Raw genomic sequence first — 19,609 nt, forward strand, 5'->3', positions numbered from 1 at the left:
TTTTTTATTTGGGCGCGCCGGCAAACGAGTCGTCGCTGCGCAAAAAAGGTTCACGCCGTCACGTGTTCCGCTTTATCTTTTTGGCAAACGTTCGGTGGAAATTAAAATCGCCAAAAAGGATATCGCTGCACCCGTTCGCGCGGGAAAGGTGCAAGTTAAGAATAAAAAAAATGGAAAAAAGTAAAAAAATTGAAAGAGAGAGAGTGAAAAAAAGGGAAAATGGGGCACAATGTTTCACAAGGTTTTTCACAATATGTACAATGCTGCCTTCGACAAGCTCAGGCAACGACGAATTTTAGGTCAATGTGGGAATATGATACTTGAAATGGTGAACGTCATGAAGTCTAGCTTCTCGTGTCTAGCTTCTAGCTTCCCGAAAAAGACACGTTAAGTGGTGAACTCATCAAGTTCTCGCCTTCGACAAGCTCAGGCAACGACGATACGTGGACTCGGGAGGTTAAACAATACGTTAAATGGCAAAATCATCGAAGTCTATCCCGATAGCTATCGGGACTCGTTTCTCGCCTCTAGCTTCTAAAACCAGCCTTCAACAAACTCAGGTTCCGACTTTACATCGTGAACTATTCTACCGATAGCTTCTTTTGCAACTGTCGAGCTTCTTCGGCTTCACGCATGATGAAATACTTGGCTAAAAAGAAATAAGAAAGCATTTGCATCGCTAAAGTTAATAATTGCAGTAGATCGGAATAAACGTAAAAGCTCTTAATGGAATAGAAAATATCAGATAAGATGAAGCAGGTTGTAGCTAACCCAAAACTCAAATACTGTAAACTGCCTTTTGCCGTATAACCTGCAAAGACTAAAATCGATAAAACAGTAAGCACCAAAGCATAAATGAGATATAGGAAATTCTGCCCTTTTGGATTGCTAAATTGCATCTCTAAAACAGAAATGACAACATATATTAAAGAACCAGTAACAACTAGTATAACTGGCATATCCCGTCTTTTGAAAGTAACATGTTTTAGATCTTTCACAGCATAAATCAGCATCAAACTATAAACAATCAAAAAAGCATAAGCGGAATAGATGAAAAAGTCTTCCTGATCAATGAGTACTGCAACGTCGCCCATGTAACATAACAGGAAAATGCTTATCGGAAGGAAACTAAATTTGCCGTTTCTACTATTCAAATAGTACATTCCGATAGAAGGGACTACGCAAGATTTGGCAAGTAGTGCAGGATAATCCCAGCCCAACATAAAAAATGTTACAAAACTGATGCTTGATAACCAATACAATATCAAGGTTGGGTTCTTAATTTTCATCTATTAAATTTAAAAAGGATTGTTCGTCTAGTATCTTCACGCCCAATTGTTTGGCTTTTTCTAGTTTAGCCGGTCCCATGTTCTCACCAGCCAATACAAAAGAGGTTTTCGCCGAAATAGAAGATACCATTTTTCCTCCGTGTTTTTCAACTAGTAACTTCAACTCATCGCGGCTGTGCGTGCTAAATACGCCTGAAATAACCACAGCCTGCCCAGCTAGCGTGTCGCTTAACAAAGAAAGCTCTTCTTGATTAATTTCAAATTGCAAACCCGCAGTGCGCAAACGGCTTACTAACTCACGCTGACTTTCCGTACCGAAAAAACTAACGACACTGTTCGCGATACGTTCGCCAATTTCATCAATTTCCAGTAATTGTTCAACAGTTGCCGCAGCCAGGTTATCGATGTTTTTGAAATGTTGAGCTAATTTCTTTGCCACCGTTTCGCCCACATGTCGGATTCCCAAACCAAATAAAACGCGTTCAAAACCAACCGATTTCGAGGCTTCTACTCCTGCAAGTAAGTTTTGTGCCGATTTCATTGCCATACGTTCCAGTGGCAGTAAATCGTCGAGTTTTAAATCGTACAAATCCGCTACATTTTTGATGCGATTTTCACGAAATAACTGCGCGACCGTTTCGCCACCAAGACCATCGATATCGAGCGCCTTCCGCGAAATAAAATGCTCGATTTTTCCGATTATTTGCGGCGGACAACTACTGTCGTTTGTGCAATAATGTTGGGCTTCGCCCTCGGTTCGGCTAAGTGTCGAACCACATTCGGGGCAATGCTCAATGAAAATAATTTTCTCCGTTGTTTCGTTGCGTTTGGTGAAATCAACCCCGGTTATTTTAGGGATAATTTCGCCGCCTTTTTCAACAAAAACATAGTCGTTGATATGCAAATCTAGTTTTTCAATCTGGTCGGCGTTATGCAACGAAGCGCGTTTAACTGTTGTTCCGGCGAGTTGTACCGGCTCGAGATTCGCAACAGGCGTAATGGCGCCGGTTCGACCAACTTGATAAGAAACGCTTTTTAATTGCGTAACGGCCGTTTCGGTCTTAAATTTATAAGCCAGTGCCCAACGCGGATTTTTAGCTGTGTATCCTATTTCTTCTTGTAAGAAAATCTCGTTGACTTTAATCACAACACCGTCGGTTTCGTACGGGAGTTCGTGTCGCTTTACATCCCATTCATCTAGAAAAGTAAAAACCTCATCAATAGAACTGCAAACGCGGTAGCTGCTCGGAACTTTAAAGCCCGCAGTTGCTGCATGTTGCAAAAAATCGCTGTGCTTCTTGGCAAATTGCTCAGTAATTCCGCCGTAAATTAAACACTCCAACGTACGTTTTGCCACTTCGGTACTGTCCTGCAATTTTAGTGTACCTGAAGCGGTATTTCTCGGATTTGCATATAGAGGCAATCCCTTACTTTCTTGAATCTCGTTTAGCTTATTGAATCCATCAATGGGCAAAATTACTTCGCCACGAAACACACTAAAGCCTTTAAAATGCTGGCTATGTAATTTCAAAGGAATTGTTTTGATGGTTCGAATGTTCTCGCTAACGTCATCACCTTGAAAACCGTCGCCTCGAGTAATGGCGCGTTGGAAAACACCATCGAAATATTCCAAACTTATGGAAGCACCGTCGTATTTGAGTTCGCAAACGAGTTCTACACTTGTACGTCCGGTACTTTTAAGAATGCGATTGTACCAGTCAACTACCTCTTCGCTGTTGTATCCATTTTCGAGTGAGTACATTCGGTTGGAATGCACCACAGTTTCGAAATTCTTTGTGACTCCGCCACCTACACGCTTTGTGGGAGAATTGGGATCGTCGAATTCGGGAAAATCGGATTCTAACTTTTGAAGTTGTTTCATTTTTAGATCGAATTCCGTGTCTGAAATCAACGGCTGATCTAAAATGTAATATTGATAATTGTGTTTATCGAGCTCGTTTCGTAAGGCAGTGATCTGTTCTTTGATGTCCATTCAATTGAGTGCTAATACTCAACTAAGATAAAAATAAAAAGCAGATTTTATCCCCGAATTACGGCATCGATTTGCGAGAACATTTCTCCGTCTGAAATAAAGGCACCTTGTTTGATGATTTCAAAAATAGCTGTGTTTCGATCGGGAGTGTAGTTCTTAGCACCAGACTGAATTTCAAACAAATCGGTAAAAAGCGAATCGGAAATAGCGTTGACTCCTTCGGCAGTTGTAAGATCAAGGTTTGGATCGGCGCATTTGATTACAATAGCTTGTATATTTTCTTCGGAACATTTAAAGAGAAAAACAATGCTTTTGGTGAAATGTTCGAGGAATGCGGTATTGCTGAGTACACCGTCCCAGATGAAGTCGGAAAAATTATCGAGTTGGCGCTCGACTTCGGCGGTGTTGTTCGCCTTAATTTCGTCCCATTGTTGTTTATCGATTGATTGAACCGCTAGGAATTTCGCAAACTCGTCGGCAAGTTCTTCGAATTGCGGTCGGGAAAGTCGTAGGTATTTCATGGTAAAAAAAAATCCCGCCGAGACGGGATTTAATGTATTCTATAATTGAAAATTAGTTTTCAGCTACAATCTCGTAAGCCAATTCAACTACTACATCTCTGTGTAAACGAACGGTAGCACTGTACTTTCCAGTTCTTTTCACGATACCTGAAGTGATGAATTTTCTTTCGATTTCGTGACCACTTTTAGCAAGTGCATCAGCGATATCGATGTTGGTGATTGAACCAAAAAGTTTCTCACCACCTGCTTTTGCAGTGATTTTAATTTCAAGAGCTTTCAGTGCTTCTGCTTTTTCTTTCGCATCAGCAACAATTTTAGCTTCTTTGTGTGCTCTTTGCTTTAGGTTTTCAGCCAAAACTTTCTTAGCAGAAGGAGTTGCTAACTGAGCAAAACCTTGAGGAATAAGGAAGTTTCTGCCGTAGCCCGGCTTCACAGAAACTACGTCGTCTTTAAAACCTAAATTAGGTACGTCTTGTTTAAGTATAAGTTCCATAATTTCTGATTCTTATTTTAATAAATCTGCAACGTAAGGCATAAGCGCTAAGTGACGCGCTCTTTTTACAGCAACAGATACTTTTCTTTGATATTTTAATGAGGTTCCAGTTAAACGACGTGGTAAAATTTTACCTTGCTCGTTTACGAATTTCAACAAGAAATCTGCGTCTTTGTAATCTACGTATTTGATACCAGACCTTTTGAAACGACAATATTTTTTAGTCTTGTTTGTTTCTATGTTTAGCGGGGTTAAGTAACGGATATCTCCGTCTTTCTTACCTGAAGCCGATTGTTGTAATGTTGCCATAATAATTAAGCTTTAGCAATTTTAAGTTTTTCTCTTCTGCGCTCTGCCCAAGAAATCGCGTGTTTGTCTAAACTCACAGTCAAGAAACGCATTACGCGCTCATCTCGTCTGAATTCAGTTTCGAAAGCGATTAACACTTCTGCAGGTGCTTTGAACTCAAATAAGTGATAAAAACCACTTTTCTTGTGTTGGATTTCATAAGCGAGCTTCTTTAAGCCCCAGTCTTCTTTAGCTACCATCTCTGCACCTCTGCTCGTAAGAAAATCTTCAAACTTGCTTACTGTTTCCTTTACCTGGGTCTCAGATAAAACGGGATTCAAGATGAAAACAGTTTCGTATTGATTCATAAACAAATAAATTATTTTGTTAAAGTGGGTGCAAAAGTAATCATTTTATTTAAAGGAAATCCATTCCGAAAAAAATATCGACGAACTGCAATATTTTTCTTGGAAATGCTAGTGTATTCAGATATTAGTAGCTATTTTAGACCATCCCAAATATAAATTGCAAATATGAGTGTGAAATTAAACTGTGTTATAGTAGATGACAGCGCCATACAACGAATGGTAGTAAATAAACACGTTAGTAATTCACTACATTTAAAATTAGTTGGCGAGTTCTCTAATGCTATAGAAGCAAAAAACTTTATGTCGTATAATGAGGTGGATCTCATTTTCCTCGACATCGAAATGCCCGTAATCAACGGATTTGATTTACTCGACGGTCTTAAAAAGAAACCGCAAGTCATTTTCATTACATCCAAACCCGATTATGCCGTTAAAGCTTTTGATTACGATGCCACCGATTACCTGCAAAAACCCATCACTAACGCCCGATTCGATGCGGCAATACGCCGAGCTTTGCAGCAGTATTCGCTACTTAAAGATGCTCCTGAGGAAGACGGAACACACATCTTCATTAAAAGCAAACTCAAAAAACTCAAAGTTTTTACCAATCGGATTAAATACGTAGAAGCGTACGGCGACTACATTAAAGTGATCACCGACGATGAAACGCATTTAGTGCTTTCCACGATGAAATCGTTCGAAAATGATTTGCCCAGCGAGCGCTTTGTTCGTGTACACAAATCGTTTATCGTTAATATCGATAAAGTCGAAAAGTTTAATTCAAAATATGCCGAGATCGGAACAATTAAAATACCGCTTTCGCGGAATAAAAAAGACGATCTCAAACGCGCCTTGAGTTTAACTTAACTCTAGTAATAATCGATATTCACAATCAAACGCACAGACTTAAACTGCGCAATTGCTTCGAAACTACTTCGGATTTTACGCAATTTCTCCTTTAAATCTTTTTCCGCAGCACCTTTCGCATATTTAACCATTAAATGTTGCAAATACTCGTTGCGAATACGACCCACAGCTGGCTCAATCGGACCTAACACCTGCGCGCGCGTATGCTCTTTAAGTGCGTTTGCAAACCAAGTTCCGGCAACTTGCGTAAGTTCGAAGTTCTTGCTCTTAAACGTAAGTTTTGCCAATTTAAATACCGGTGGATAATAAAACTGCTGCCGTTCTTGTAGCTCGCGATCTACCATAGCCGCATAATCGTTATTGATAAAATCTTTCAATACAAAATGAAACGGATTATACGTTTGCAAAATCACTTTACCCGGATTCGTGCTACGCCCTGCCCTACCCGCTACCTGCGTAAACAACTGAAATGTTCTTTCGTTAGCACGGAAATCCGATTGATATAAAATTGAATCGGCGTCCATAATCCCAACCAAGGTTACTGCACTAAAATCAAGACCTTTGGCAACCATTTGCGTGCCGACTAAAATCTCAGCTTCCCGATTTTTAAACGAATCGATGATCTTCTCAAAGGCAAACTTCCCGGAAGTAGAGTCCTGATCCATTCGCAAAACACGGATATTTGGAAACAACTCTTGCAATTCGTTTTGAATTTGCTCCGTTCCAAATCCTTTGTGTATTAAAGTCTGACTCTTACACGCATAACAACTTACCGGCTGCGGAACCGAAAATCCACAATAGTGGCAACGCAACTGATTTTTAGATTGGTGATACGTGAGTGCTACATCACACTGATTGCAATGCGGAACATGGCCGCAGGTAATGCACTCCGTTATGGGCGAGTACCCGCGACGGTTTTGAAACAATATTATTTGTTGTTTCTGTTCCAAAGTTTCGCGAATGGCTTCCAACAACGTATCGCTGAAATGCCCGGTCATTAATTTCCGCTTTTGCTTGTCTTTTAAATCTACAATTTCGACCTGCGGTAAAGGCTGTAATGCGAAACGCTCGTTTAGTTCTACATATCCGTACTTGGTCGTTTTTACATTATACGTACTTTCTAAAGATGGCGTAGCCGAACCCAGCAACACTTTAGCTTCTGCAAATCGAGCCAGAACTAAAGCGGCATCGCGAGCATGATAACGCGGCGCTGGATCTTGCTGCTTAAATGTAGGTTCATGTTCTTCGTCAATAACAATACAATCCAAATTGCTAAACGGCAAAAGCAATGCCGATCGTGCTCCGATTACAATTTGTGCTTCAGGTTTTCGCTCTAAAATTTGCTTCCAAACCTCGACGCGCTCGTTAATACTTAATCGAGAATGATAAACCGCAACTTTATTCCCAAACTGCTTACGTAAGCGACCTACTAATTGAGTCGTGAGCGCAATTTCTGGCAACAAATACAACACTTGATTCTCTGTATTGAGCAAGTCGTTAATAATCGACATGTAAACTTCTGTCTTTCCCGAAGCGGTTACCCCTTTGAGTAAAACCGTTTCGCTTTTCGTCCAGGCGTCGGTAATTTCTTGCTTGGCTTTTGCCTGTGCTGCTGAAAGTGAAATAGCAGAACTCCCTTCAGAAAAATTGCCCGATAATCGCGATGTTTCAATGTAATACTTCTCAAAAACACCTTTGGTAATTAATGAGTCGACTGCCGATTGCGACACCCGTTCTTGCGACACAAACTCTTTGTAACTAATGTATTTATCGGTTTTTTTCTGGGTATCGAAAAAAGCCAGTACGGCCATTTTTTGTTTTTCTGCCCGGGATAATTCCTGCAACAACAAAGGCAACGCTTCTTTGTCTTGAAAAGCTTCCGCAAGTCGGATATAACTCACTAATTTTGGTTTATACACTTCTTTTACCTCTTCCTCTAGCTTCACTACTTTAGAGGAAATCAAGCGCTGCAATTTTTTAAAAGATACCTTTTTACCGATGATTTTTTCAACTTCGGCAATCGTTAGCGACGATTTTACTTGCATTGCTTCGTACACTAAATACTCATCGTCGTCGAGTGCGTTAGTGTCTGGATTTGTATCGAAGGCGCTTACAATGGTTTCGCTGGCTAAAAGAAGTGCGCTTGGCATGGCTGCACGAAAAACCTCGCCTACACTACACATATAATAGTCGGCAATCCAAAGCCAAAGCTGCAGTTGCGGTTTGGTAACAATCGGACTCTCGTCTAAAATATCGTGAACAGGTTTGGCTTCGTAGACTTGTGGGGCGGGCACATCATATTCGCTCACCAAAGCAGTGTATAACTTTCTTTGCCCGAACGGAACAACAACTCGAATACCAATTTGCAGCTGGGAAAGTTGTTCGTTGGTTACGAAATAGGTAAAAGCAGTATTAACCGCTAGGGGCAATACCACATTAATGTATGGCATGAATTATAGTTTAATGAACGCGATGCCAATATTGGGTTCGCCCTAAGAGCGAGATTCCGATATAGCCTCGAACCTTTAATTTATCCTTATTTTCTAAGGTTATGTAGCATTTGTATTTCTTTCCTGTCTTCGGATCTAAAATATGTCCACCGCTGTATTCATCACCTTTCTTGCTTAATCCTTCAATGATACGAAGGTTTAAAATTGGCTTATTTTTATTTTCCCCTTCACAGTTCTCGCAACGTCGGTTTTTGTTAGCCGGATTTAAAATATCGATCACCCGACCTTCTATTTTTCCGTTTCGTTCCACAATTTCCACAATCGACATAGCTTTACCTGTTTGGTCGTCTATAGTTTTCCATTTTCCAAGAACTGTTTGCCCGATCGAAAGCTGGAAAAACAACATAAAAAAAAGCACCGAAAATGTCGGTTTTGAGAATAATCTACTGCTGTAAAACAATTTCATAATTTCTTACTTACAATTAAACAAGTACACCAAAATCAATTAGTTAGGTGTTTTCGCGTTTTAAAGTTCGAATAACCGCATTGAGTTCAAATCCCAATAAAAGGATCATGGAATTCAACCAAATATAAAACATAAGAATTAAAAGTGTGCCAATAGATCCATACAATTCGTTGTATTGTGCAAACTTCTCGACCCAAATACCAAATAAAAATGAGGTGAGAATTACAATTAAAGTTGTAACCACCGAACCGATACTAAAAAACGGCAAGCGCTCCGAACGTCTGGCACCATACTTCAGTAAAGTACTCACTGTCAGAAAGATCATTAAAGCTAGAAACAAATACCGACCGATTTCCAACAATTGAATACGATCGGAAATAACACTCTGAATTTTAGATTTCTGTACAAAAACCTCAAAAACAACGACACCCGAAACCGTAAGAATCAGAAAAAAGATTAATAGAAATGAAATGACCATCGCTACAAAATACTGCCGAAAAAAGCTGCGCTTGTTCCCGTAGTATTTAGAATATTCAAAACCGCCTAAGATGGCGTTAACACCGTTGGCTTGCAAAAAAATCGCCAATAAAAACCCAGACGACAATAACGAGCTGTTACTGTTATTCATGATATCGAACAAGATTACAGAAATGGCGTCGTATGTATTTGGTGGTACGCTGCCCGCAACAAATTCGAGAAAATCGTCCTGAAAATTGGGAATAGGAATAAACGGAATCAAGTTCAATACAAAAAGTGCAAACGGAAACAGCGCCATAAAGAAACTCCAGGCAATGGCTCCCGCACGGTACGAAACTGCACTTTCGGCAATTCCCACGCCATAGATTTTCAACAAACGATACAGCGATAAATCGCCCATAAAACCGAGCTTCCATCTATCTAAAAATGAAATTATCGGCTTCAAAACCGGCCATTTTTCAAACGATAACGGTTTGTCTTGTAGCAACATTAAAAGGCTTTTAAACTTAAATCCATGTTGTAAACCGAGTGAGTTAATGCACCCGACGAAATGTAATTCACACCGCATTCGGCATACGCGCGAATCGTTTTTTCATTTATGTTTCCCGACGATTCGGTACGGGTTTTATCGCCAATCAAAGCAACGGCTTCGCGAGTTTGCTCAAAGCTAAAGTTGTCGAGCAAAATCCGAAACACACCGCCGGCATCCAGAATTTCTTGTACTTCGGCAATGTTTCTGGCTTCCACAATTATTTTCAAATCCAAACCATGTTCTTGTAAGAAATCCTTGGTTTTTTGAATGGCATTGGTAATCGATCCCGCAAAATCATTGTGGTTATCCTTCAACATGATCATGTCGTACAACGCAAAACGATGATTTTCGCCGCCGCCAATTTTCACGGCCCATTTCTCTGCCGCTCTAAAATTCGGAGTCGTTTTTCGCGTGTCTAAAATTTTACACGAAGTTCCTTGCAGCAGTTGAACGAATTTATTGGTTTTAGTAGCAATCGCACTCATGCGTTGCATGCTGTTCAGTACGGTGCGTTCGGCTTTTAAAATCGATTGCGACTTCCCCGAAACGTGCAGCACCACATCGCCAATTTGAACGGGAGTGCCGTCCGAAATTAAAACATCCACGTGCAAGTCTGGATCTACCGTTTTGAAAATCATTTGAGCAAAAGCAACGCCGGCAATAATCCCCGCTTCTTTTACGAGCAATTTCGCACGGCCGGTTGCTGCCGCCGGAATACATGCGAGCGAACTGTAATCGCCCGGACCCACATCTTCCAGCAAAGCCTGATCGATTATCTTTTGTAACTGTAATTCAAATTCGTGTTCTGAAATCATAATGAATAGTAACTGCAGGCTAAAATAGGAATTAAAAAATAATGGATAGACCCGCGTGATGCTGCAAATTATCAAATAATCGCGGTTTACTCAGGTTCTTGTTGGCACTTTTTAGATAACATTAACCTTGTATGCGATAAAACGAAGTTGCTTATTTTGGGCGGTCCGGCGGCAAACGTTCGATGGAAGCTCTTAGCCGCCGTCAGGCCATTCGCTGCAAGGTGTTTCGCCTTTGCGGCCGTTGCACTTGTGCTTGTAGCTTCTGCCGTCGCTACCGCCCTTCGGCAACGGTACGCAAAGGCGCGCACACGCTTTCCGCTGCTGTCCTTACCGCAGTGAAATGAATTTACCACTTTTTAGATAATAGAAGCTAGACACGAGAAGCTAGTCCCGATAGCTATCGGGATCGTGACGTTCAACATTTTACGTATCGTTTTTTGGGAAGCTAGAAAATAGAAGTTAGTCCCGATAGCTATCGGGATAGACTCCGCGACGTTTACCACTTAACGTATCGTTTTACCCAACTAATCCGCAATTCGTCTTAGACTGACCACGTCGAAGGGAACATTGTGTACATTAAGAATAACTTTGTGAAACATCGTGCTCCATTTTCCCTTTTTCGCTTTTTTCGCTTCCAAAAGCTATCGGGATTCGCTTTTTTTCATTTTTTCTATTTTTCCCTTTTTTCCATTCTTTCCATTTCCCCCTTCTTTCGGGTGAGCGATAGGAGCGACATCTTTTTTGGCGTAAATGAGCTTCCACCAAACGTGCGCCAAAAAAATACAGCGGATAGCGCGACGGCGGTCCGACGATACGTTTGCGAAGCGCTACGATAGCACCGCCGGCACCCCATAAAAACTGAAAAACTACCTTCAAACAACCAAAGGTTTGTTAATTTTTTCTAATCCAAATTCACGAAAACGTATAAAAAGTGCGTTTAAGTTGTATTTTCGTCGCATGAATGAAGCGCTTTTAGAGAAATTACGTGCACAGCTCGCCAATCCTGGGAAAATTGGTATTGTAACCCATAAAAGTCCCGATGGCGATGCTATGGGCTCATCGCTCGGTTTATATCATTTATTGAAGCAATTCGGACATAAAATCGAAGTTTTCACACCCAATCGCTATCCCGAATTTTTAGCATGGATGCCCGAATCGGAACGCATTGTTGTTTTCGACGAACAAAATTCAGCCGCCACGGCACTTTTAAACAGTTGTGATACCATTTTTACGCTCGATTTTAATGCATTTCACCGTGCAGGCGATATGGAACACGCACTGAAAAACAAATCGGCGTTTTACGTGATGGTCGACCACCACCAAATGCCCGATACGTATGCACAAATCACGTTTTCAGATACCGCTTATGCATCGACTTGCGAAATGATATACGACTTGGCTGTCGGATTAGGTTGCCAGGATTACTTGAACAAAGACGTTGCCGCTTGTTTATACACGGGAATTGTAACCGACACCGGTTCGTTTCGATTTGCTGCTACAAAACCAAGCACACATTTAGCCGTTGCGCATTTGATGCAAACCGGCATCGATCACGCTAAAATTTATTCGAACATTCACGATAATTTCTCGGCCGACCGCTTGCAATTGATGGGGCGCAGCTTGCAGAATTTAAAGGTATTTCCCGAAAAGAAAACGGCATACACGAAATTGTCGCAAGCCGAGCTGGATGCGTTTAATTATGTTAAAGGCGATACGGAAGGTTTAGTAAATTTGGCCTTGTCGATAAAAGGCATTGTATTTGCAGCGATTTTTATTGAACACACGGATGAAAAAATCATTAAAATATCGTTTCGTTCGCAAGGCGATTTTGATGTGAATCAGTTTGCAATAGCACATTTTAACGGCGGCGGGCATATCAATGCGGCAGGCGGAAAATCGAACGTTAGCTTAGCAGAAACGATACAAAAATTTGAAGAACTGGTCTTAAATTTAGACATATAATCATGAAAAAATACATATTGAGCCTCCTAACCCTACTGGTTGTATCGGCCTGTTCGCAGCAACAAGCTCGAATGCCCGTTTCGCGAACATCGGGAACTTTTATGCGGGAGTCGGTTGAACGCAACAAAAAACTCGTTGGCCGAGAAGAAGCCGCTATCGATTCGGTAATCAAAAGCAATCCGAAGATTAAATACATCGCGAGCAGCAAAGGATACTGGTACTTTTATGAAAATAAAAACCAAAACGATACACTTAAACCCAAGAAAGGCGATGTTGCGTATTTCGACTATTCTATTTCCGATTTAAACGGCAACGTGATTTATTCAGAAGTTGAGCTGCGTCCGCAAACGTATGCCGTGGATAAACAAAATATATTAATGGGCTTGCGCGACGGCATAAAACTGATGAAGAAAAAAGAAGTGGTAACATTTTTATTTCCTTCGCACATGGCATACGGTTTTAGAGGCGATACCAAGAGAATTGGTCCAAATACAACTATTGCTTGTACCGTAACGCTACACGATTTTAAACCTGAAACACAAGTAAACACTAATTCTAATACTCCAAAACAGTGAAGAAACTAATTTCTTTTGCACTTTTATTTACGCTGTTTGCGTGCACTGATAAGTACGCCGATTTAGAAGACGGCATATACGCTGAAATAACAACGACAAAAGGCGTAATTGTAGCGACCTTGTTTTACAAAGAAGCTCCGGTAACTGTTGCTAATTTTGTGACTTTAGCCGAAGGAACCAATAAATTTGTTGTTGGCGACAAGAAGGGTAAACCTTTTTACGACGGACTTAAATTTCACCGCGTGATTCAAAACTTTATGATTCAAGGCGGCGATCCGCTTGGAAACGGCAGTGGCGATGCTGGCTATATGTTTAAAGACGAACAAGTTCCGTTTAGTTTCGACAACGGTGGTTTACTAGCAATGGCAAACTCAGGACCAGGAACCAACAGTTCACAATTTTTCATTACTCATGTAGCAACGCCTTGGCTTGATGGCAAGCACACCATTTTTGGTAAAGTAGTTGGCGAAGGTATGGATGTCGTAAACAAAATTGTTCAAGACGACGGAATTATTGGGATTAAAATTATCCGTAAAGGCGAGTCTGCTAAACGTTTCGACGCCGTTTCAGAATTTTCAAAATACATGGCAAATGCGGGCGATGAGGCAAAAAAACGTGCCGAGTTGGAAGCTGCAAATAAACTCCGTTACAAAAAAGAATTTGCCGCCGTAATCGAGAAAACGCTGCAGGAATTCGCTAACGCAAAGGCAAAAGGAAAAAAATTACCGTCGGGCGTGCAATATTACATTGTAAAATCATCGACGGGAGAGAAACCGAAAGCGGGCGACGTAATCAATATTCACTATGGTGCGTATTTCAGCGATGGCATACTTTTGGATTCGAGTGTAGAAGAGGTCGCAAAGAAATACGGCATGTTCGATCAGAATCGTAAAATCCAAAACGGCTATACTCCTATTCCGTTTCAGTACGGAAATAAAGTGGGCTTGGTTCCTGGCTTTATTGAAGGTGTGGAACAATTGAAGTACGGCGAAAAAGCGATTGTTTTTGTTCCTGCGGCTTTGGCATACGGAGCAGCTGGTAAAGATGTAGTTCCGCCGAATACCGACTTAGTTTTTGAAATTGAAATTGTAAAATAAGTTCAACAACGGGACAAATCCTGAAAATCCCGGCAATCGCGAAAAGAGTAAGGGAGAAAATTAAACTATGAAATCAAGTATCTTAAGTTTATTACTCATTTTTTCATTTAACCTTTATGCTCAAAAAGGTGGAAAACCCGGCGTAAAGAAAGCACCTGCCAAAACAACGGTTGCTAAAAAAGCAGTAACTCCGACACCAGCCGCTGGCGATGGATTATTTGCAGACATAAAAACAAACAAAGGAACAATTACCTTAAAGCTTGCTTACGATAAAACTCCCGTAACCGTAGCTAATTTCGTAAGCCTTTCGGAAGGAACGAATACTTGGGTAACCGACGAAAAACTAAAAAACAAACCTTTTTACGACGGACTTAAATTTCACCGTGTAATTAAAGATTTTATGATACAAGGTGGCGACCCGACAGGAACGGGTAGCGGAAGCCCAGGTTATAAATTTAAAGACGAAATCACGGACTTAAAGCACAACAAAGCGGGTATTTTATCGATGGCAAACAGCGGACCGCGCACAAATGGAAGTCAGTTTTTTATTACGCACAAAGAAACGCCTTGGCTCGACGGAAAGCACACGGTTTTTGGCGAAGTTAAAGTTGGACAAGACGTTGTGAATAAAATCGAACAAAACGATATTATCGAAAAAGTAACGATTCGTCGCGTTGGAACGGCTGCTAAATCATTTGATGCCGTTAAGGTGATGAGCGATTATTTTGCTTCGAAACCCGACGAAGATAAGAAAGCTGCAGAAGCCGAAGAAGCAGCTCGCAAGCAGCAAGAAGAAATACGCAAACAAAAACAGGCACAAGAAGACGAGAAAAAACGCGTGTACCGCGAGCAATATAAAGACTTGATCTCGTCGACAGCGCAGCGTTTAACAGCTTTGAAAGCAACAGGTTCTAAAACCGAAAGTGGCGTAACCTATGTGATCACTAAAGGAAACGGCACAAAACCCACAGATACTGAAACCGTTTTTATACCTTTTACGGGTTACTTACCCGACGGGACTATGTTTGAGTCGAGCGACGAGCAAACAAGCAAAACTTGGGGTAAATTCGATGAAAATAGAGCTAAAATGAATGGCTATCGTCCGATTGAACTCACTTTAGCGCAAGGCGGACTCATCCCAGGATTGATGGAAGGTTTGAAAATGATGAGTTTTGGCGATAAAGCTACCTTCTTCATTCCAGCAGAATTAGCATACGGAAGTCGTGGTGGCGGAAACGTTATTCCACCAAATAGCGAAGTAATTTTTGAGGTAGAACTACTTAAAGAAGCTCCAAAAAAATAAAAAACAACAGATTGTAACGAAAAATGGCTGTCGGTTTTTTCCAACAGCCATTTTTTATTCTCCAAACCAAATAGCTTAACGCTTCGGAAAAACAAATTCATCGTTATCACTAACTGCAACGCCGATTTCCAATTTAGAAACCGTACCAAATTCGGCTACCAAATTAAAACTCACTCCTTCGAATACAAGTAATTCGGTTAAATCCAAACGCTCTGAAAACGGCTTTACCTTAGTTTGTTGCTGCAATAAATCGGTTGCTTCATTCAAATTCATTCCTATAAAACTGATTTCATGAACTACAGCTTTCGGATTTGCAGTAATTACATAACACAATTTGAAATCTTCCAGTTCGTAAAATGCCAAACGCAATTGCAGCTGATTGTAGATGTAAATTAAATCATTATCGTCATCGGTGTAACTGTAATCGGGCGTTCCGTAAAGATTTTCCACTTCTGCGGGAAGCATCCCAAAGACTAAATCGCCTACTTTCTTTCCTAAAATAATTTCCATATTCAATTGTTTTCACAAAGGTCGGTTATGATTTCTGTAATTCTCCTAAATTCTGGGAAAAATTAAGATCTAAAGTTCTATTTTTGGGCTTCGATCAGCAATCATATACGATGTCGTTTAAACATCCCGAATTTCTATACTTTCTCGGATTTTTAATTGTGCCCATACTGGTGCATTTGTTCCAGTTACGACGTTTTAAGAAATACTATTTCACAAACGTAAAACTGTTACAAGAACTTTCTATTCAAACACGAAAGAGTTCTACCTTAAAAAAATACTTGCTTTTAGCGAGTCGATTATTGCTGTTGAGCTTTCTAATCTTCGCCTTTGCACAACCCTTTTTTGAAAATGAAAATACGCAAGCAGCCGACAACGAATTAGTACTCATCGTAGATAATTCTTTTTCCAACGGAGCTGAAACCAAAAAGGGAAGCGTTTTAGAATATAATATCGCAGCCATTTTATCCGCTTTGGATGAAAACCGAAAAATATCTTTGATTACCAACGACGAAGCCTACTTTAATACCGATATCAAAACCATCCGAAAAGAAGTACAAAAAATTACCACTTCTGCCCTACCATTCGACTTAAATGCTGCGATATCGCGCTCAGCCGACGAGGTCAAAGGCGCCAAAGACATCGTTGTTTTTACAGACGGTTTATCGGAATTGAAATCACCTAAAACCGACGGAAATCAGCAGTTGTACTTCCACATTCCAAAAATTGAATCGGAACAGAACATAGCGATTACTAACGTTGAACTTACCGAAACACAAGAAGACTTCTACAAAATTGCCATCGATTTACAAAAATTTGGCGAAGGCGAAGCTTCCACTGCACTTCAAGTTTATAACGGAAATCTTGCAGTGGCAAAATCCGTTGTAAAACTCAATACAAATACGCAACGAGTAAGCATTACTTTGCCTAAACTGCCATTCTCCGGCTACGTTCAAATTACAGACAATGCACTGGCGTACGACAACAACTTTTACTTTGAAATTGCCGCGCCACAAAAATTTAAAGTATTGCTGGTTGGCGAAACTGAACGTAACGTTTCGCTGCGCAAAATATTTGGAACGACAGAATTCGACTTGACAGAAACCGATATTCGCGGTTTAGATTACGCCGTTATCGGAAAGCAGCAGTTGATCATTCTAAACGAGATACCCGAATTCACGCCCACTTTAGTCGCAAATTTGTTAGAAGCCGTCGAAAATGGCGTAAATCTGAGTATTGTACCTCGAGAAACCCTAAGTGCCGAAGCTTACAAAGTAATTCTCGAAAAACTCCAACTTTCAGCGACTGCTTCGGCAAAATCCAAAAAATTAGTTACCGGAATTACCTTTGAAAGCGAATTATTCCAAGGTGTTTTTGAGAAGAAAATCGATAATTTCCAGTATCCTTTCGCTAATCCGTCGTTTACGATCAGCGGACGAACTTTGCCGTTACTCACCTTTGCCGACGGATCTGCATTTCTGCAAGCCGTTAAACTCGGTCAAGGACACGTATTCCTTTTCAATGCAGGATTATCGAGTCCGAATTCAAACTTTTACCAATCGCCTTTGGTTGTCGTAACGTTCGATCGGATGGCAACGGGCAACAACAGCGCGGGATTGCAGAAGTTTGAGATTTTTGGAGAACAGGAGAAAATTGTCGACTTGAATTTGGAAACCGATCAAGTTGCTCATATTGTGAATCGTGCTGAAAAATCGTACGATTTCATACCAAAACAACGCATTAACGGAAAAAAATTATATCTCAATTTTGGAGAAGCGCCAACAGTTGCAGGCAACTACGATTTATTGTTTGAAGGAAAAGCCATCGACAAAATGAGTTTTAACTACAAACGCAACGAAAGTGATGTAAGCGCTCGGTTCGATATTCCGTCTGCTGCCAAAGAAATAGATTCGTTTGAACAATTGCTATCCGAATTTTCAGCGGCACGCGATAACAGCGGCTTTTGGCGCACTTTGGCACTGCTTGCTTTCTTGTTTTTAATCTGTGAAATATTGATTCAAAAGTTTGTAAAATGACGATACTTCTCAAAAATGTTAGCTGTTACGATTCGCGAAGCTCGTTGCACTTGAAACGCACCGACATCCTTATTAAAGATGGAATAATTCAGCAGATTAGTTCGCAAATTGATGCTTCCGCAGACCTTGTCATTTCAGGCGATAATCTGGGAGTGTCTGTGGGTTGGTTTGATACTTCAGTTCAGTTTGGTGAGCCCGGTTTTGAAGATCGCGGAACTATTAAAAATGGTTTACAAGTAGCTGCAAAATCTGGATTTACCGGAATCTTGTACGAACCAAACAACAATCCAGTTACAGATACACAAGCGCAGGTACTTTTTGCTTTGGGTAAGTCGGCTAACGAGCTTACGCAAATGTATCCGATTGGTGCGCTTACGGTTGAGCAAAACGGAAAAGATTTATCGAACATTTACGAAATGCATATAGCAGGAGCTGTAGCGGTTGGCGATTACAAAAAAACTCCTGACGATGCCAACGTACTTAAACTAGCCTTGCAATACACCAAAGATTTAAACACTGTGGTAATTTGTTACTCACTCGATAAGAAATTAGCAGGCAAAGGTTTCGCTTCCGAAGGTGTAGCAGCTACAAAACTCGGTTTAAAAGGAATTCCTGCTTTGGCGGAAAGCGTTGAAATTAGTCGAAATATAGAAATATTGCGTTACGCAGGAGGCAAACTGCACTTCCCTACAATATCTACAGCAGAAAGCGTAGCGGTAATTCGTCGGGCTAAAGCCTCAGGATTGGCTGTAACGTGCAGTGTTTCGATGAATAACATCATGATGACGGAAGATGATTATTCTGACTTCGGCAGCAACAAAAAAGTAATGCCTCCACCACGAAGTTCCGCAGATCAAGCAGCACTTATCGATGGGTTAAAAGACGGAACAATCGATTGCATCACCACCGATCATGCACCAAGAACTTTGGAAGAAAAAATGGTTGAATTCGAAATTGCATTGCCGGGAAGTATCGGTTTAGATTATGCTTTCGGCTGTTTACATACGAAGTTAGAAACCGAGTTGCTCATAGATAAATTAACGGCAGGACGCGCGCTATTTGGCATCGCAACACCCCAGTTAAAAGAAGGCGAAAAAGCAAATCTAACGATTTTTGAAACTGCTGGAACCGCACAGGTAGGCCCAGAGAATTTGTACAGCTCTTGTAAAAATGCCGCGCTACTCGGATTTGAAACCAAAGGAAATGTTGTAGGAAGTATCAATAATAATCAAGTTGTAATTCATGACACCACAAGAAATTAATTCAGGAAAAACGGCGGCCATTATTAGTTATATCGTATTTGTTGGTCCGCTTATCGCAATGTCGATGAACGCAGAGGATAAAAATCCGTACGCAAGTTTTCACATTCGCCAAGGACTTGGATTAACGATTACGTTTATTTCCTTGGGTGTGATCATTTCGAACTTCGAAAATTTACAAATTGCTACGGCCTTGTGGATTTTTATCAGCGTACTTATGTTTTACGGAATTTTTAGTGCTTCTTCGGGAAGCATCAAACCGCTGCCACTGCTAGGAAGTTTGTTCCAAAAATTCTTCAAAAAACTATAAA

The 19,609-nt window shown here is 40.7% G+C and carries 20 protein-coding genes; 8 read left to right on the top strand and 12 right to left on the bottom strand.

Annotated elements, in window-relative coordinates:
* Positions 1 to 581: 581 nt before the first annotated feature.
* The 6 genes from ACOVQQ_RS13140 to rpsF are packed head-to-tail and all read right to left on the bottom strand — an operon-like array spanning position 582 to position 4,952.
* On the bottom strand, positions 582 to 1,289 hold the full coding sequence (locus tag ACOVQQ_RS13140; protein WP_421818595.1) for a lysoplasmalogenase family protein: 708 nt from the start codon (positions 1,287 to 1,289) through the stop codon (positions 582 to 584).
* Entirely contained in the window at positions 1,279 to 3,282 is a 2,004-nt protein-coding gene (gene ligA / locus ACOVQQ_RS13145) for an NAD-dependent DNA ligase LigA (protein WP_421818596.1), read from the bottom strand. The genes ACOVQQ_RS13140 and ligA overlap by 11 nt, the downstream gene beginning before the upstream one ends.
* Positions 3,283 to 3,329: 47 nt before the next feature.
* Positions 3,330 to 3,803, bottom strand: a complete 474-nt coding sequence (locus ACOVQQ_RS13150; protein WP_421818597.1) for a DUF6495 family protein — start codon at positions 3,801 to 3,803, stop codon at positions 3,330 to 3,332.
* Between the two features lie 52 nt (positions 3,804 to 3,855).
* Positions 3,856 to 4,296, bottom strand: coding sequence for a 50S ribosomal protein L9 (rplI, locus tag ACOVQQ_RS13155; RefSeq protein ID WP_094486676.1), 441 nt, complete (start codon positions 4,294 to 4,296; stop codon positions 3,856 to 3,858).
* A gap of 12 nt (positions 4,297 to 4,308) precedes the next feature.
* Positions 4,309 to 4,605 carry a 30S ribosomal protein S18 gene (gene rpsR, locus ACOVQQ_RS13160; protein WP_094486677.1) on the bottom strand — a complete coding sequence of 99 codons (297 nt, stop codon included), beginning with the start codon at positions 4,603 to 4,605 and terminating at the stop codon, positions 4,309 to 4,311.
* A gap of 5 nt (positions 4,606 to 4,610) precedes the next feature.
* A complete protein-coding gene (gene rpsF / locus ACOVQQ_RS13165; protein WP_094486678.1) occupies positions 4,611 to 4,952 on the bottom strand; it encodes a 30S ribosomal protein S6 in 342 nt (113 codons plus the stop codon).
* Between the two features lie 171 nt (positions 4,953 to 5,123).
* Between rpsF and ACOVQQ_RS13170 the strand changes: the two genes are divergently transcribed.
* A complete protein-coding gene (locus tag ACOVQQ_RS13170; RefSeq protein WP_298146178.1) occupies positions 5,124 to 5,819 on the top strand; it encodes a LytR/AlgR family response regulator transcription factor in 696 nt (231 codons plus the stop codon).
* A 2-nt stretch (positions 5,820 to 5,821) separates the two neighbouring features.
* Here the strand turns inward: ACOVQQ_RS13170 and priA are convergent, their stop codons facing one another.
* The 5 genes from priA to ACOVQQ_RS13195 all read right to left on the bottom strand — a co-directional run bounded on the left by priA (position 5,822) and on the right by ACOVQQ_RS13195 (position 11,435).
* Positions 5,822 to 8,269 (bottom strand): replication restart helicase PriA, encoded by a 2,448-nt coding sequence (priA, locus tag ACOVQQ_RS13175; protein WP_421818598.1) that lies wholly within the window; start codon positions 8,267 to 8,269, stop codon positions 5,822 to 5,824.
* A 10-nt stretch (positions 8,270 to 8,279) separates the two neighbouring features.
* On the bottom strand, positions 8,280 to 8,735 hold the full coding sequence (locus ACOVQQ_RS13180; protein ID WP_421818599.1) for a DUF2147 domain-containing protein: 456 nt from the start codon (positions 8,733 to 8,735) through the stop codon (positions 8,280 to 8,282).
* Positions 8,736 to 8,778: 43 nt separating this feature from the next.
* On the bottom strand, positions 8,779 to 9,702 hold the full coding sequence (locus tag ACOVQQ_RS13185; protein WP_421818600.1) for a YihY/virulence factor BrkB family protein: 924 nt from the start codon (positions 9,700 to 9,702) through the stop codon (positions 8,779 to 8,781).
* Positions 9,702 to 10,559, bottom strand: a complete 858-nt coding sequence (nadC, locus tag ACOVQQ_RS13190; protein WP_421818601.1) for a carboxylating nicotinate-nucleotide diphosphorylase — start codon at positions 10,557 to 10,559, stop codon at positions 9,702 to 9,704. Before nadC ends, ACOVQQ_RS13185 begins: the two co-directional genes overlap by 1 nt.
* A 576-nt stretch (positions 10,560 to 11,135) precedes the next feature.
* Positions 11,136 to 11,435, bottom strand: a complete 300-nt coding sequence (locus ACOVQQ_RS13195) for a hypothetical protein (RefSeq protein ID WP_421818602.1) — start codon at positions 11,433 to 11,435, stop codon at positions 11,136 to 11,138.
* Positions 11,436 to 11,516: 81 nt separating this feature from the next.
* On the opposite strand from ACOVQQ_RS13195, the gene ACOVQQ_RS13200 reads away from it, so the two are divergent.
* The 4 genes from ACOVQQ_RS13200 to ACOVQQ_RS13215 all read left to right on the top strand — a co-directional run bounded on the left by ACOVQQ_RS13200 (position 11,517) and on the right by ACOVQQ_RS13215 (position 15,496).
* Positions 11,517 to 12,521, top strand: coding sequence for a DHH family phosphoesterase (locus ACOVQQ_RS13200; RefSeq protein WP_421818603.1), 1,005 nt, complete (start codon positions 11,517 to 11,519; stop codon positions 12,519 to 12,521).
* A gap of 2 nt (positions 12,522 to 12,523) precedes the next feature.
* Complete coding sequence (gene gldI, locus ACOVQQ_RS13205) at positions 12,524 to 13,096, top strand: gliding motility-associated peptidyl-prolyl isomerase GldI (protein WP_421818604.1); 573 nt, start codon at positions 12,524 to 12,526, stop codon at positions 13,094 to 13,096.
* A complete protein-coding gene (locus tag ACOVQQ_RS13210) occupies positions 13,093 to 14,193 on the top strand; it encodes a peptidylprolyl isomerase (protein ID WP_094486370.1) in 1,101 nt (366 codons plus the stop codon). The genes gldI and ACOVQQ_RS13210 overlap by 4 nt, the downstream gene beginning before the upstream one ends.
* 67 nt (positions 14,194 to 14,260) lie before the next feature.
* Positions 14,261 to 15,496, top strand: coding sequence for a peptidylprolyl isomerase (locus ACOVQQ_RS13215; protein WP_421818605.1), 1,236 nt, complete (start codon positions 14,261 to 14,263; stop codon positions 15,494 to 15,496).
* 75 nt (positions 15,497 to 15,571) lie between these two features.
* On the opposite strand, the gene ACOVQQ_RS13220 is transcribed toward ACOVQQ_RS13215, so the two are convergent.
* The gene (locus tag ACOVQQ_RS13220; protein WP_421818606.1) at positions 15,572 to 16,006 is read right to left on the bottom strand and encodes a hypothetical protein; all 435 of its coding nucleotides are present in this window, start codon (positions 16,004 to 16,006) and stop codon (positions 15,572 to 15,574) included.
* A 110-nt stretch (positions 16,007 to 16,116) separates the two neighbouring features.
* On the opposite strand from ACOVQQ_RS13220, the gene ACOVQQ_RS13225 reads away from it, so the two are divergent.
* The 3 genes from ACOVQQ_RS13225 to ACOVQQ_RS13235 are packed head-to-tail and all read left to right on the top strand — an operon-like array spanning position 16,117 to position 19,608.
* The gene (locus ACOVQQ_RS13225; protein ID WP_421818607.1) at positions 16,117 to 18,039 is read left to right on the top strand and encodes a vWA domain-containing protein; all 1,923 of its coding nucleotides are present in this window, start codon (positions 16,117 to 16,119) and stop codon (positions 18,037 to 18,039) included.
* Entirely contained in the window at positions 18,036 to 19,301 is a 1,266-nt protein-coding gene (locus tag ACOVQQ_RS13230) for a dihydroorotase (RefSeq protein WP_421818608.1), read from the top strand. Before ACOVQQ_RS13225 ends, ACOVQQ_RS13230 begins: the two co-directional genes overlap by 4 nt.
* Positions 19,282 to 19,608, top strand: a complete 327-nt coding sequence (locus tag ACOVQQ_RS13235; protein WP_421818609.1) for a hypothetical protein — start codon at positions 19,282 to 19,284, stop codon at positions 19,606 to 19,608. The genes ACOVQQ_RS13230 and ACOVQQ_RS13235 overlap by 20 nt, the downstream gene beginning before the upstream one ends.
* The last annotated feature ends 1 nt before the right edge of the window (position 19,609 follow it).

It is taken from the genome of Flavobacterium sp. (assembly GCF_049240005.1).
Classification (GTDB): domain Bacteria; phylum Bacteroidota; class Bacteroidia; order Flavobacteriales; family Flavobacteriaceae; genus Flavobacterium.

What these genes read in the sequence shown, in the direction of transcription:
- ACOVQQ_RS13140 (WP_421818595.1), bottom strand. Translation starts at nt 1,289, where the DNA reads ATGAAAATTAAGAACCCAACCTTGATATTGTATTGGTTATCAAGCATC.
- ligA (WP_421818596.1), bottom strand. Translation starts at nt 3,282, where the DNA reads ATGGACATCAAAGAACAGATCACTGCCTTACGAAACGAGCTCGATAAA.
- ACOVQQ_RS13150 (WP_421818597.1), bottom strand. Translation starts at nt 3,803, where the DNA reads ATGAAATACCTACGACTTTCCCGACCGCAATTCGAAGAACTTGCCGAC.
- rplI (WP_094486676.1), bottom strand. Translation starts at nt 4,296, where the DNA reads ATGGAACTTATACTTAAACAAGACGTACCTAATTTAGGTTTTAAAGAC.
- rpsR (WP_094486677.1), bottom strand. Translation starts at nt 4,605, where the DNA reads ATGGCAACATTACAACAATCGGCTTCAGGTAAGAAAGACGGAGATATC.
- rpsF (WP_094486678.1), bottom strand. Translation starts at nt 4,952, where the DNA reads ATGAATCAATACGAAACTGTTTTCATCTTGAATCCCGTTTTATCTGAG.
- priA (WP_421818598.1), bottom strand. Translation starts at nt 8,269, where the DNA reads ATGCCATACATTAATGTGGTATTGCCCCTAGCGGTTAATACTGCTTTT.
- ACOVQQ_RS13180 (WP_421818599.1), bottom strand. Translation starts at nt 8,735, where the DNA reads ATGAAATTGTTTTACAGCAGTAGATTATTCTCAAAACCGACATTTTCG.
- ACOVQQ_RS13185 (WP_421818600.1), bottom strand. Translation starts at nt 9,702, where the DNA reads ATGTTGCTACAAGACAAACCGTTATCGTTTGAAAAATGGCCGGTTTTG.
- nadC (WP_421818601.1), bottom strand. Translation starts at nt 10,559, where the DNA reads ATGATTTCAGAACACGAATTTGAATTACAGTTACAAAAGATAATCGAT.
- ACOVQQ_RS13200 (WP_421818603.1), top strand. Translation starts at nt 11,517, where the DNA reads ATGAATGAAGCGCTTTTAGAGAAATTACGTGCACAGCTCGCCAATCCT.
- gldI (WP_421818604.1), top strand. Translation starts at nt 12,524, where the DNA reads ATGAAAAAATACATATTGAGCCTCCTAACCCTACTGGTTGTATCGGCC.
- ACOVQQ_RS13215 (WP_421818605.1), top strand. Translation starts at nt 14,261, where the DNA reads ATGAAATCAAGTATCTTAAGTTTATTACTCATTTTTTCATTTAACCTT.
- ACOVQQ_RS13220 (WP_421818606.1), bottom strand. Translation starts at nt 16,006, where the DNA reads ATGGAAATTATTTTAGGAAAGAAAGTAGGCGATTTAGTCTTTGGGATG.
- ACOVQQ_RS13225 (WP_421818607.1), top strand. Translation starts at nt 16,117, where the DNA reads ATGTCGTTTAAACATCCCGAATTTCTATACTTTCTCGGATTTTTAATT.
- ACOVQQ_RS13230 (WP_421818608.1), top strand. Translation starts at nt 18,036, where the DNA reads ATGACGATACTTCTCAAAAATGTTAGCTGTTACGATTCGCGAAGCTCG.
- ACOVQQ_RS13235 (WP_421818609.1), top strand. Translation starts at nt 19,282, where the DNA reads ATGACACCACAAGAAATTAATTCAGGAAAAACGGCGGCCATTATTAGT.